The sequence below is a fragment of the Bradyrhizobium niftali genome, assembly GCF_004571025.1.
Classification (GTDB): domain Bacteria; phylum Pseudomonadota; class Alphaproteobacteria; order Rhizobiales; family Xanthobacteraceae; genus Bradyrhizobium; species Bradyrhizobium niftali.
Genome location: NZ_SPQT01000001.1, coordinates 912305 through 924714, shown reverse-complemented (window position 1 = coordinate 924714; position 12410 = coordinate 912305). Strand labels below are relative to the sequence as shown.

General features: G+C 59.8%; 11 protein-coding genes and 2 pseudogenes. 1 reads left to right on the top strand and 12 read right to left on the bottom strand.

The window, feature by feature from the left end; genetic code table 11:
- Positions 1-58 precede the first annotated feature (58 nt).
- The 12 genes and pseudogenes from E4K65_RS04100 to E4K65_RS04045 form a co-directional block, all read right to left on the bottom strand.
- Positions 59-616 (bottom strand): annotated as a pseudogene (locus tag E4K65_RS04100) (ABC transporter substrate-binding protein); the annotation flags it as partial.
- Entirely contained in the window at positions 601-1707 is a 1107-nt protein-coding gene (gene tcuB, locus E4K65_RS04095) for a tricarballylate utilization 4Fe-4S protein TcuB (RefSeq protein ID WP_135173004.1), read from the bottom strand. The gene tcuB and the pseudogene E4K65_RS04100, both read right to left, overlap by 16 nt.
- 78 nt (positions 1708-1785) lie before the next feature.
- Positions 1786-3177 carry an FAD-dependent tricarballylate dehydrogenase TcuA gene (gene tcuA / locus E4K65_RS04090; RefSeq protein WP_135173217.1) on the bottom strand — a complete coding sequence of 464 codons (1392 nt, stop codon included), beginning with the start codon at positions 3175-3177 and terminating at the stop codon, positions 1786-1788.
- Positions 3178-3215: 38 nt separating this feature from the next.
- A complete protein-coding gene (locus tag E4K65_RS04085) occupies positions 3216-3677 on the bottom strand; it encodes a hypothetical protein (protein WP_135173003.1) in 462 nt (153 codons plus the stop codon).
- Positions 3678-3735: 58 nt separating this feature from the next.
- Positions 3736-5067, bottom strand: a complete 1332-nt coding sequence (gene tcuC / locus E4K65_RS04080) for an MFS transporter (protein WP_135173002.1) — start codon at positions 5065-5067, stop codon at positions 3736-3738.
- 456 nt (positions 5068-5523) lie between these two features.
- Positions 5524-5754 carry a DUF1330 domain-containing protein gene (locus E4K65_RS04075; protein WP_135173001.1) on the bottom strand — a complete coding sequence of 77 codons (231 nt, stop codon included), beginning with the start codon at positions 5752-5754 and terminating at the stop codon, positions 5524-5526.
- A gap of 33 nt (positions 5755-5787) precedes the next feature.
- Positions 5788-6783 (bottom strand): hydroxymethylglutaryl-CoA lyase, encoded by a 996-nt coding sequence (locus E4K65_RS04070; RefSeq protein ID WP_235885461.1) that lies wholly within the window; start codon positions 6781-6783, stop codon positions 5788-5790.
- A gap of 164 nt (positions 6784-6947) precedes the next feature.
- Positions 6948-7104, bottom strand: a pseudogene (locus tag E4K65_RS48145) (branched-chain amino acid ABC transporter permease); the annotation flags it as partial.
- Between the two features lie 66 nt (positions 7105-7170).
- Entirely contained in the window at positions 7171-7962 is a 792-nt protein-coding gene (locus E4K65_RS04060; protein WP_135172998.1) for an enoyl-CoA hydratase/isomerase family protein, read from the bottom strand.
- Positions 7959-9344 carry an MmgE/PrpD family protein gene (locus E4K65_RS04055; RefSeq protein WP_135172997.1) on the bottom strand — a complete coding sequence of 462 codons (1386 nt, stop codon included), beginning with the start codon at positions 9342-9344 and terminating at the stop codon, positions 7959-7961. The genes E4K65_RS04060 and E4K65_RS04055 overlap by 4 nt, the downstream gene beginning before the upstream one ends.
- Positions 9345-9353: 9 nt before the next feature.
- Complete coding sequence (locus E4K65_RS04050) at positions 9354-10559, bottom strand: acyl-CoA dehydrogenase family protein (RefSeq protein ID WP_135172996.1); 1206 nt, start codon at positions 10557-10559, stop codon at positions 9354-9356.
- Positions 10556-11701 carry a CaiB/BaiF CoA transferase family protein gene (locus E4K65_RS04045; protein WP_135172995.1) on the bottom strand — a complete coding sequence of 382 codons (1146 nt, stop codon included), beginning with the start codon at positions 11699-11701 and terminating at the stop codon, positions 10556-10558. The genes E4K65_RS04050 and E4K65_RS04045 overlap by 4 nt, the downstream gene beginning before the upstream one ends.
- Positions 11702-11791: 90 nt before the next feature.
- Between E4K65_RS04045 and E4K65_RS04040 the strand changes: the two genes are divergently transcribed.
- Positions 11792-12349 carry a helix-turn-helix domain-containing protein gene (locus E4K65_RS04040; protein ID WP_135172994.1) on the top strand — a complete coding sequence of 186 codons (558 nt, stop codon included), beginning with the start codon at positions 11792-11794 and terminating at the stop codon, positions 12347-12349.
- Positions 12350-12410: the final 61 nt, after the last annotated feature.

Genomic DNA, 12410 nt, shown 5'->3' with positions numbered 1-12410 from the left:
GCAATGGCAACACCCCCGGACCAACCCGCCTCGACATCATTGGGGTTCGATATCGACGCTACTTGGTCGAGAGCACCTCGCCGAACCGCTCCCACTGCTTGCCGGTGAAGCGCATGAACTGCAGCTGCTCGACCGGCAGATGGTCACTCTCGCTGGTATTGACCTTGATGCCGGGCAACAGCATCGGCAATTCCAGATCTTTGATCGACAGCGCCTGCCGCAGGATGTTCTCGCGACTCAGGTCGTTGCCGGCCGCCTTGAGCACGTGCTCCAGCACCATGCCGTTGTTGTAGCCGTTGACGTAGTTGGAATCGCGGACGTCGCCGTCAGGCACATATTTGGCCATGTAGTCGCGCCACCCCTTCACGCCGGGATCATCCGCCCAGGTCGGATCGAGCGGATCCTTGACATAAGCGCTCGAGATGATGCCGGCGCCGGCGTCGAGCCCGGCGGGCTCCATCACCGAGGACATCCATACCGACACATTGGTCAGGAACGTCATCGGACGCCAGTTGATCTCGTAGGTCTTGCGGATCGCCTGCGCAGCAAATTTTGGCGTCGCGGCGATCACGAGCGCATCCGCGCCGGCCGATTTGAGCTTCACTCGCCGATTATCGCCCGCTGCTCCTGCGCATAGCGCACCAGGGCGACATAACGGTAGATGCCGTGGACGAACTTGCCGTAGGGCATTGTGACGAACAGCGCGAACACCACGCCGAGATGCAGCGCCAGCAGCGGGCCCATCGCCGATGTCTCGCGCAGCAGCAACAGCGCGATGCCGGTTAGGGAGGTCAGGAACAGCATCGCGATGAACGCGACGTCCATGCCGAAACGCTGCGCGTCAACCAGGACCGGGTCGCGCTTCCACTTCTCGGCGAGCAAACTGATCGGCCCGATCAGGAGGCCGATGCCGCCCAGCGTGCCGAGCACAACAGGCAGATCCCACCACGCATAGGGCGCCTCGCGGGCGAACAGATAGTGATACAGCGTGGCGACGCAGGTCGCGGCAAAGCAAAGGCCAAAACCGTAGAAGGTCAGGTGGTGAAAGATCTTGCGGCGGTCGGTCGGCGTATCGTCCTCGTTGAAGCAGCCGCCGCCGCCGCCATCGAGATAGCGCAGCTCGCCAGCGTCGCGCATCGCCTGGAACAGCGAGGCGATGTTGGTTTTCATGCCGACGGGCTCGCCGATGTCGCGCCAGAACGCGCGCACGCCCATGACGAGAGCTGCGATCGCATAGAGGAACACCGCACCGAATAGCACCGCCATCGCATTATGCGGCATCAATTTGTAGAACGCGCCGGCGTCGGCGTGAACGCCGAGCAGAATTTGGCGGTCGTTGAAGGCGGCGAAGCCGAAGATGAAGGCCGCGACGCTGAACGCGGCGATCAGGCTGATGACAAGGCCGTTGCGCGCGAAACTGCCGGCGAAGGCGCGGGGCCAGGCATAGGCAGCGTAAGATTCGGCGCGCGCCACCGCCAAGGTCTGCGGCACATTGACGTTGAATTCATGCGGCGGGGAGAACTGGCAGTCGGTGTAGCAGGCGCCGCAGCCGTGGCAGAGGTTGGCGAGATAATTGAGGTCGCCGTTGGAAAACGCTCGGCGCATTTCCATCGCCGGAAATACCGCGCAGAGCCCTTCGCAATAGCGGCAGGAATTGCAGACCGTCATCAGGCGGTCGGCCTCGTCCAGAATTCTCGTTCCGTGCATGGTGCGTTGCTCTACTCGTTGTTGCCTGATGCGATAAGGGGACGGCGCTGCTCGAGAAAATTTCGATTAGCGCGAGATCTAGTTCTTCGCATTCTTCGCTGCTTCCCGTCCCGCCACTCGTCCGAACACGCTGCCGATGGTCATGCCGATGCCGGCGGCGTAACCCTTGCCGAGAACGTTGCCTGCCATAATCTCGCCGGCCGCGAACATGTTGGCGGAAGGCTTGCCGTCCTTCATCACTATGCGCGACTGCTTGTTCACGCGGGTGCCGAGATAGGTGAAGGTGATGCCGGGCCGCACCGGATAGGCGAGATAGGGCGGCGCGTCGATCTTGCGCGCCCAATGCGTCTTCGCCGGTGTGATGCCTTCGGTGCGGCAGTCGTCGAGAATGGTGTGGTCGAAGGTTCCGGGCTGCACTGCGGCGTTGAAATTGATAACGGTCTTTTCAAGGGAGGCCGGATCGAGCTCAAGCTTGGCGGCAAGTTCGGCGATCGTCGGTGCGCCGATCGGCGGGAACAAGGACGGCATGAAGCTGGTGACGACGCTCGAATCGAAAATGATGTAGGCGATCTGGTCGGGCTGCGCTGCTACCAGCCGGCCCCAGATCGCGTAACGCTTCGGCCAGATGTCCTCGCCCTCGTCGTAGAAACGCTCGGCGTGCTTGTTGACCACGATGCCGAACACAACGGAGTCATGTCTGGTGATGATGCCGCCGTCGAATTTCGGTGCCCGGCCGTCGATCGCGACTGCATGGCACTGAGTGGGGTCGCCTATCTCCCGCACACCCTTCGCCAGCAGCATTTTAAGGATCGAGCCGCGGTTATAGGGAGTGCCGCGGATCAGGAAATTGTCGGCGGCTGCGCCCCAATACTCCTTCAGCCATTCGATGTTGGCCTCGAAGCCGCCGGCCGCCGCCACCAGCACCGAGGCGCGGATGTCGGTGGCGCCACCGATCGGCTGCTTCAGGGTTGCCCCGAGAAACATCCCGTCTTCGATCTGCAGATCGGTGACCTCGGCATCATAGGCGATCTCGACACCAAGTTTCTCGGCCGTGAGGTAGAGGGCGTTCAGCATCGCGCGACCGCCGCCAAGGAAGAATGAATTGGTGCGGCCGAGGCTGAGCGTGCCGCCCAGCGAAGGCTGCCAGCGCACGCCCTGTTCGACGATCCAGTTCAGGATGTCCTTGGACTCGTGGATCATGAAGCGCGCCAGCTCCTCATCGGTCTGGCCGCCGGTCACCAGCAGCAGGTCCTGCCAGAACTCCTCCTCGGTGTAGGGACCAGTAAGGATTTCGGTCGCCGCGTCATGGGCGCAGCGCATGTTGCGAGTGTGACGGGTGTTGCCGCCGCGGTAGAATTTCGGCGCGGCTTCCAACACGAGAACGGACGCACCCGCGCGCCGGGCGCTGATGGCGGCGCACAGCGCGGCGTTGCCGCCGCCGATCACCAGGACGTCGTAAGGTCTCGTCAAATCAGCCATGCTTCTTCCCCAAGAATGACCGCGCGCGATCATATTGTTTTGAACTCCGCCACGGCGCGCTGCCGTCTGTGGCCGGCCATCACGACCAGAATGGCGGCAGTTGCCGTCAGGGTCACGAGCGGGAGCAACGCCACTGCGAAGCTGCCCATCAGTTCCTTAATCACGCCGAGGAGCGCTGTCTCTCCTGCGGTGCCGATGTGAGCCCAGGTGTTGATGGCCGCGAGACCGACCGCGGCCATGCGGGCCGAAAGCCAATCGCCGCGCGCCAGCCGCACGGGAATGGCGTTTGGCGCGGTGCCCATCGACGGCCCGTAAGCCGTGCTGACAGCGAGTCCCGTCTTTCGTTTGAATACCGCCACAACTTCCTTGTAAGCCGCGGTCATGCCGCCGGAAATCGCGACCTTGACCTCGGTGGCCGGACTTGCAGCTACAGGCAAGATCGCCATGAGCGCAGCTGTGGCGGGGGCGAACAGCCTTCGCCACGGCGTCATCGCCTGTCTCTTCCATTGGACTTGAGTTCAAGTTTCCCGGGCATGTCCACGTCTTCCGTCACCGTGCCGCAACCCGCGGTGCAGGCTTGCGCTGCCGATATACGATCATCGTGGCAATCAGGCTTACTGAGGCAGCTCCCACGAGCCAAAAACCCGGCGAAGCTGGATCGCCTGTCCTGTCGATGAGCCAGGTTGCCACCAGCGGGGTGAACGTCCCGAAAAGGGCCACCGCCAAGCTGAAAGCCAGGGAAAAGCACGTCGTACGGACATGGGGCGGCACCTGCTCGGACAGGGCTGCCACCATCGCCCCGTTGTACATGCCGAAGAGCATCGAGAGCCAAAGATCGAACAGAAGCATCTTGGCGAAGGTTGGCTGGTTGACCAGCCAGGACAAGCCGGGATAGGCCGTCAGCAAGGCCAGAGCGGTTATGGTCATCAGAACCGGCTTGCGGCCGAGACGGTCGGATATTGCCCCGCCTATCGGAAGCCAGAAGAAATTGGAGATAGCGATGAACAGCGTGACCAGAAGGCTGTCGGTCGTCGACAATTTCAGAACGTTCTTGCCGAACGTCGGCGTGTAAACCGTAATGAAATAGAATGTAACCGTCGTCATTGCGGTCAGCATCATGCCGAGGACCACGATTCGCCAATTGGCCATCATGGCGCGGAACACTTCGCCGCTGGTCGGATGTTTTTTCTGCGCCAGGAACTCCGGCGTCTCCTCGAGCGAGCGACGAATGATGAAGATGAATGGAACGATCAGACAGCCGATGAAGAACGGAATGCGCCAGCCCCATTCGACGATCACATCAGCGGGCATTGCGGCATTCAGCGAATATCCAAGAAGCGCAGCCACGAAGATCGCGACCTGCTGACTGGCTGATTGAAAGGACGTGTAGAAGCCGCGGTTTCCGGGCGTCGATATCTCGAACAGGTAGATTGAAACGCCGCCCAACTCGACGCCGGCCGAAAAGCCCTGCAGCAGCCTGCCCGCAAGGACAATGATAGGTGCAAGAATGCCGATACTATTGTAAGTCGGACATACCGCAATCAGGATCGTGCCGATCGCCATGATCGATAGCGTCACGATCAACCCCTTGCGGCGCCCGATATGGTCGACATAGGCGCCCAGCACGATGGCTCCGACCGGGCGCATCAGAGCACCGAGCCAGAACGTCGTGAAGGTCAGCATCAACGCGGTGACTTCATTCCCCGTCGGGAAGAATGCCTTCGAGATCGCCGTCGCATAGAAGCCAAACAGGAAGAAGTCGAACTGTTCGAGGAAGTTTCCGCTGGTGGTACGCAAGATTGCCGCGAGGCGCGACTTGATGGCAGGCACTTGCGGGCGGGTTGCGGGCGCGGACGCACCTACGGTGTCGATCGCGGACATTGTCTCCTCCTTGGCCTATGGTCCCGGACAGGGGTGCAGGCACATTGCGGCCTGTCATTCTGCGGAGAGGATACGGTCACAAAGCTGTCAGCAACCTGTCACGTGCCGTTGCCGACTGGAGAAGTGCTTTGCGGTGGTCCAACCGACCCATGGCATCCATGCGCGCTCAACGAGCGATGAGCGCGCCAGGCCTTTAGTTCCCGCACAGGGCGTCCTTCCAGTCCCTCAAGAACCGTTTGCGCTTGGACTGGTCGAGATAGGTCAGGAGTTCGATGCTCAGCGCGATCGGACGCAAGGCCTTTTCGGTCTCGGCGTATCCGGGAATCGATTCCGCGGACCGATCCCAGCGAGTATCGTGCCAGCAGGGTCTGCCCCTCTCGCGACAACAAGAAATCCACGAAGCGGGGGATTGGCGGCCGCGCGGCCGGTTACGTGTGTCGGCGGCTCCGATCGCTGTTAGTCCTCGTGGCCCTCGATCACGAAATCGGAGGTGCTGGCTTCGTCGCGAATCTTGGCCGCCGCCCGATACCCGGGTGAGTCGTGGCAGGCCTTGGCTATTGCGTAGCTTTCGAACTCGATGACGACATGGCGACGCCCCTGAAGTGCGTCGCCGTGCACCTCGCATGCACCGTTTCGGACAAGGAACCGCGCCCCGTACTTCTTAAATGGTACGGCGTTGGCCGCGATGTAACAAGCGCGACCTTGCCTGTGAGGGAAAAACTATCGGCCGTGATCAAATAGATGAACTCCTGAGTCGTTCACAGCCTTCTGAAGCCCAATTTCGACTCCCGATCTGAGAAGACGGCTAGGCAGTGGATGTCCAACTGCGCGCTCAGCTAGTCGCCCTGCATCCAGCAGGCGGGTAAGATCGATGCCGGTCGAAACGCCCAGCCGATCACACAGAAATACGACCTCCTCTGTGGCGACATTCCCCGCGGCTCCCCCATGGCCCGCGAATGGACATCCCCCCAATCCCCCGATAGCACATTCAAATCGGTCGATTCCATCGACAAGGGCTGCATAAACATTTGCGAGGCCAAGGCCGCGCGTGTCATGCAGATGGAGCCCGATCCGTGTTGCTGGCCAGCGCTCACGCACCGCAGCGACTGTACGACGAATCAGGGTCGGATCCGCCCATCCCATCGTATCGGCGAGGTTCAGTGTTGAGAGTCGACCGCCAGTCTCCTCGGCGATGTCTGATAAAGTCCCGATGCGTTCGAGTACGCGCGAGAGTGGTATCGGACCCTCGTAATTGCAGCCAAAAGCCGCCATAACATTCCCAGTCGTGACTGCAACTCCCAGATCACGATAGAGGGCACCCATTCTGCGGGCGGCTTGTGCATCTTCATCGAAAGTGCGCTTTTGGTTTCGGAGCGCGAAGGTTTCCGACGCCGACAACACCAGATCGGGCACGAGAGCGAGCTTGGGATTTGCGATCGCGCGTTTCAATCCGACGTCGTTAAGGTAAATGCCCGTATAGGTGACGCCTGAGACGGGTTGGAGCGCTTCGACGATGCGCTCGGCATCGGCCATCTGCGGTACCTGCTTCGGGTGCACGAACGAGACAATCTGCAGCGTTTTGACGCCCGTAGCAGCAAGAGCGGCGATTAGTGCGAGCTTGTCATCGAAAGCAATTGCCTCCGGCCTGCTGATGCCTTCGAACTGAAAGCCCTCGCGCGGTCCGACTTCGACGATTTCGACCTGCTTCGGAAGCATGATGCGTCCAACCTAATCTTCAAGTATCCACTTACCGCCGTCGACACGCACGACGACGGCCGCTCTCTTATCCAAGCCCGCATGATCGTTTGGTGAGAAGTTGAACACGCCGGCCGTTGCATGGAGCTCGCGCGTGGCTTCGATCGCTTCGCGAAGCGCAATCCGGAATGTGAGGGCAGCATAAGTGACGAATTGTCCCTGCGGAACCAGGATCACGCGTGTGACAGTGAACACAATCAACAGCGCCAGCGCGATGAGCGCGTAGATTGCTCCGCTTGTGAGCCCGTCTAATGAGATGATAGCCGCGACAGTGACTGTCATAGCGCACCGTCCGCGCGATCCACCGCCCCCAGCGTTGGAATCAAGACACTCTCCATGCGAAGTTCCTCAGCGCCCTTTGAACTCGGGCTTTCTCTTCTCGTTGAATGCTCGGACACCTTCGAACCGATCCTCGGTCGTGACTAGACGATTATAGGCCTCGATCTCGAATTGCATCGCGGTGCGTATGTCGGTCTGCATGCCGAAGGAAATCGACTTTTTGGCCTGCAGCACCGAAAGTGGCGCATTGGCCGCAATCGCAGCCGCAGTTTCAATCGCGCGCGGCAGCAGGGATGCCGGCTCAAGAACCTGATTAACCAGCCCCCAGTGCGCCGCTTCTTCTGCGGAGAACGGACGAGCTGAGAAGATGAGTTCCTTGGCACGGCGGATTCCGACGGCGCGGGGTAGATTCTGTGTGCCACCCCCGCCGGGCATGATGCCAAGCCTAACCTCCGTGAGCGCAAACCGCGCATTCGACGCCGCGTAGATAAAATCGCAGCATAGCGCGATTTCACACCCACCTCCGAACGCCACACCATTGACAGCTGCAAGAACAGGCTTTGGGCATTCTAGAAGTCGAAGGTTTACCTCCTCGAACAGTGCGTGCTGCCGCAGCCAGTCATGATCGCTCATCCCTTGGCGCTCTTTAAGATCACCTCCAGCCGAGAAGGCCTTGTCGCCAGTGCCCGTGAGGAGAATGACACGTACATCTTCCTCTTGGACGACTGTCGTGAGAACGGACAGCAAATCGCGGCCAGTCTGAGTGTTGATGGCGTTCATTGCAGCCGGCCGGTTGAACGCGACCTGGAGTATCCCTTCGAGCGGGCGAGAAATGGCCAATGTTTCGAACGAACGCGTCATGCCGCAGTCCTCAAGCCGGTATCATCGAGCAGTTCGGTGATAGATCTGGATGGATTAAGGTCCCACAGGGCTTCAAAGAGCTGCCGCGTGCTACCAACCGGCAGATGATAGCCGGCCGAGCCCTTGAATTTCTCCCAGGATTCCGCCTTGGAAGGTGGAGCGTATCGACTGCCGCTTGCATGTTTGACATGTGAGCCCTCGAGCACACGGCCATCGGAAAGGCGAACTTTCACTTGGTCGAAAGGGGAGAAAGGCGGCTCGCCGAGCTCTGGATCGATCATCCGCACAGTGCGGTCGATAAGGTGCTGGACATCGTCGCTCAAGACGAAGCCTTCTCTTAGCTCGTTAAGTCCGACCGCTTTTGCCACGAGCGCGGCGGCAACCGCGAATTCGGCGCTGAATTTCGCCTCCAGCACTGTGCGTGGACGATGGCTGTGAAGTAAATCAGACTGGATGCGCCCCAGCCGCAGTTCGATGGAATCGATCGAGGGCGGGGTGAGGGCAAACTCCTTGGCAAGCTGAAGCGCGCCCTCAATCAGGCGATGAGCTGCATAGCAGACAGGATAGACTTTGATATCAAGACCCTGCTCAAGAATTGCCCAGTCGGGGTCCCCAAATCCGCCTCCCCCGTCGCTGTGTGCACCAGCATAAGCATTTAGGAAACCATGTTTGTGTTCCAACGCCTCATGGGAGGCGTTGACTCCGCCGAGAGCCAAACGGGCCGAGAAGAGGCCAGCCTCGGCCGCGTGCCCAACCTGAAACGATTTCGCCATTGTTCCGAAGTTGGCGATGAGGCCTGCAGCCTGCGCCGCGGCTAAGCCAAGAGCGCTCGTCGTCTCATCCGGCGTGAGTCTGCGCAGTGCCGCACAAGCAGCTGCGGCTGCCACGACGCCGAACACGCCACTTGGATGCCATCCGCGCGCGTGGAGCGGCCCTGCGCTCGCCTTCCACAGCGTAGCCCATGTTTCGTAGCCCGCAACATAGCCCCGGATGACGTCGGCACCTTTCGCTCCAATCGCCTCGGCTTCCGCCAAGAGGGCCGGCACGAGAACCGCACTGGGATGACCATCGAGCGCCACATCATCGAAATCGTGAACGTGAGCGGCCATGCCGTTGACAAGCGCCGCATCGCGGGCGGAGCATCGGATGCCATCCGGGAAGAGGCGCGCTTCGCCGCTCCATGGAGGTCCTAGGACACTTCTAACCCGCTCCACGGCCGGCTCGGTGCTGCCGGCGATCATTACACCAATGCAATCGACGAGACCGCGACGGACGATGGCGCAAGCCTGCGCCGGCAGATCCCGCCCATGCAATTTTGCGATTGCAGCCCCGAGATGGGCTGTCAGCGCCGGTTGCTGACTGTTTCGATAGGAGCGTCTCATCGCATGGCCTCAGAAGGAACGGGGCATGCCGAGCACGTGCTGACCGATGTAAGCCAGGATTAGATTTACCGAGATTGGAGCGGTTCGGCCCACTCGGATCTCGCGCCACTTACGCTCAATGTCGTATTCCGTCGCATAGGCAAAGCCACCGTAGGTTTGCATGGTCGCCTCCGCCGCCTCCCAAGCGGCGTCTGCAGCAAGAAGCTTCGCCATATTCGCGTCTGCGCCGCAGTCCCGATGTGCATCGAACAACGCGGCGGCCTTGCGCACCATCATGTCGGCAGCCTGCAAGGAAGCATAGGCTCGCGCGATAGGGAATTGTATAGCTTGATTTTGTCCAATCGGACGGTCGAATACTATCCTTTCGTTTGCGTAGGCCGTCGCCCTCTCGATCATCCAGCGCCCATCGCCGATCGCCTCGGAACCCACAAGGATGCGCTCGGCGTTCATTCCATCCAGAATGTATCGGAAACCTTGGCCTTCTTGACCGATCAGATTCTCGGCTGGCACTTTCAATCCATCATAGAAAATCTCGGTGGTGTTGTGGTTGATCATGGCTTTGAGTGGCCTGATCTCCATCCCCTTGCCTTTGCTCTGCTGAAGATCTACGAGCAGAACGGAAAGACCGTCTGTTTTCTTGACAACCTGATCAACAGGTGTGGTTCGCACGAGGAGCAACATCAGATCGCTGTGAAGCGCCCGCGATGTCCAGACTTTTTGGCCGTGCACCACGTAGTTGTCGCCGTCGCGCACGGCACGTGTTTTCAGTTTCTTGGTGTCGGAGCCCGTCGTCGGCTCAGTGACGCCGAAGGCCTGGAGGCGCAGCTCCCCTGAGGCGATGCGTGGCAGAAGACGCTGCTTCTGTTCCTTGCTGCCATGTCGCAGCAGGGTACCCATAATATACATCTGAGCATGGCATTGGCTCGCAGTACAGCCTGATGCATTAATCTCCTCGAGGATAACACCAGCTGCCCTTAGGGAGAGACCGGCGCCGCCATATTCTTCGGGGATCAGCGCAGCAAGATATCCAGCTTCCGTCAGCGCTTTGACAAACTCACCGGGATAGGCCGCCTTCTCTTCCACCGATCGCCAGTATTCACCTGGAAAACGAGAGCACAAGCGCCGCACTCCCTCGCGCAGGTCAGCGTGATCCGCTCCGATTTCGAGTCTAAGCAGCTCATCAGAGCGGATGAGATCACTCGCTTGATTTGTCATACCGTAGTCTTTCGCAAGATGCGGTCTGTGTCGGCGCCGAGAGCTGGGGCCGGATTCTTGGAACGAGGTCTAACACCGTCGAAGCTGATCGGAAGCGCAACGTATGGATGGCTCAAGCCGACCTCGGCTCGCAGCATGTTCAAGGCCCGCGTCTGTTCGGCAGCAGCTACGTCGGCCACATTCTGCAGTGGTGCGGCGGGGACCTGCTCTCGAGCGAGCAGCTCGCTCCATTCGGCAGTACTGCGCGTCGCGAATATCTCCTCAAGCACGGGAAGCAAAATGTCACGAAAGCGGACGCGCCCGCCGTTGGTTGCGAAGCGCTCGTCGCAGGCGAGATCTGTTCTACCCAAGGCCCGGCAAAGCCTGTTGAACAAGTTATCGTTGCCAGCCGCAATCATGATGTTGGAGTCCAGCGTAGGAAACACCTGGTACGGAACGATCGTGCTCATGCTCGATCCCTGCCGGCCTGGAATCTGGCCCGTTGCCAGATAGGAGCTTAGGGGCCACATCATCCAACCTATTGCGGTTTCGAAGAGAGATACGTCGACAATGCTTCCGCGCCCGCTTCGCCTGAGTTCGGCAAGTGCAGCCAGAATGCCGATCACAGCCCACATTCCAGCGCCCATATCGATAATGGACACCCCGATCCGTACCGGAGGCCTTTCGCCGGGTTCGCCTGTTACGCTCATGAGCCCACCAAAAGCTTGCATCAACGGATCGTAACCTGGACGATCCTTGAGCGGTCCCACGGCGCCGAACGCATGGAGGTTGCAGTAGATGAGCGAAGGTTTTAACTCCGTGAGCTGCTTGCCTCCTAGTCCAGCACGATCGGCGGCTCCTGCCTTAAGGTTTTGAAGGACAATGTCACCACGATCGATGATCAGCTTCTGCAACGCAGCACGCTGCTGGTCGTCGCGAAGATCGATCTCGATACCAGCCTTGCTGCGATTGTAGGTCTGAAACGCCGTCGCTATTCCGTCGGTATATGGCGGGCCCCAATCCCTCACCGGATCGCCAACACCCGTTCGCTCGACTTTAATGACCTCTGCACCGAGCTCAGCAAGCACTAAACCCGCGTAGGGTGCAGCGATGCTGTGGCCCAATTCCAGCACGGTAAGGCCCGACAAGGGCATTTCTGACATCTGTCCTCCCGTGATCAAAGACAGCCTTGAGGCCGCTCCGATCGGCGCAAAAACAAGCAGGACAAGCGTCATGTGTAAAGAATAACCATCATGATTGTGTCCACTTATCATGGTTGTGATAAAGTGGGCCGCTGCGCGGGCATGACATACGCCTGTGCGATCGCAGCAGCTTCGAAGCAACGGGTCGAAACGATGGATAGCTCTGCAATAAAATCCGCGAAGCGCGTCTTGGAGGTGTTTGAATTCTTTGCCCAGCGGCGCGGCTCGGCAACGATCGGGGAGATCTCCAAGGCACTCGGCTATCCGCAATCAAGCACGTCCGTGCTCATGAAGTGCCTCCATGAATTGAGATATATGCAACATGATGTGCGGCAACGGACATACCGGCCGACGCTACGATTGGCGCTGACCTCGAGCTGGCTACGCGACCAACACTTTAGCGGCTCGGAGCTGACTTCCTTAATGACTGCACTGCGCGACGAGACTGGGGGCAGTGTTGTGCTCGGTATCCAAAACGGCATCGATCTGCAATATATTCAAGTCGTGCCGACCCTTATGCCCGTTCAGTTAGTGATGCGCATCGCCTCAAAATGCAGCAGCGTAGGTTGCTCACCCTGGTCAATATTCAGTCGGCCTCAGACCCTGTAGCTGGTCAGTTTTATGTCGGCGGCAACAGCCGCGGGCGGCGCTTCCATGCGCAGTTCCAAGA

What these genes read in the sequence shown, in the direction of transcription:
- E4K65_RS04050 (WP_135172996.1), bottom strand. Translation starts at nt 10,559, where the DNA reads ATGACAAATCAAGCGAGTGATCTCATCCGCTCTGATGAGCTGCTTAGA.
- E4K65_RS04040 (WP_135172994.1), top strand. Translation starts at nt 11,792, where the DNA reads ATGATTGTGTCCACTTATCATGGTTGTGATAAAGTGGGCCGCTGCGCG.
- E4K65_RS04055 (WP_135172997.1), bottom strand. Translation starts at nt 9,344, where the DNA reads ATGAGACGCTCCTATCGAAACAGTCAGCAACCGGCGCTGACAGCCCAT.
- tcuB (WP_135173004.1), bottom strand. Translation starts at nt 1,707, where the DNA reads ATGCACGGAACGAGAATTCTGGACGAGGCCGACCGCCTGATGACGGTC.
- E4K65_RS04085 (WP_135173003.1), bottom strand. Translation starts at nt 3,677, where the DNA reads ATGACGCCGTGGCGAAGGCTGTTCGCCCCCGCCACAGCTGCGCTCATG.
- E4K65_RS04070 (WP_235885461.1), bottom strand. Translation starts at nt 6,783, where the DNA reads ATGCTTCCGAAGCAGGTCGAAATCGTCGAAGTCGGACCGCGCGAGGGC.
- tcuC (WP_135173002.1), bottom strand. Translation starts at nt 5,067, where the DNA reads ATGTCCGCGATCGACACCGTAGGTGCGTCCGCGCCCGCAACCCGCCCG.
- E4K65_RS04045 (WP_135172995.1), bottom strand. Translation starts at nt 11,701, where the DNA reads ATGTCAGAAATGCCCTTGTCGGGCCTTACCGTGCTGGAATTGGGCCAC.
- E4K65_RS04060 (WP_135172998.1), bottom strand. Translation starts at nt 7,962, where the DNA reads ATGACGCGTTCGTTCGAAACATTGGCCATTTCTCGCCCGCTCGAAGGG.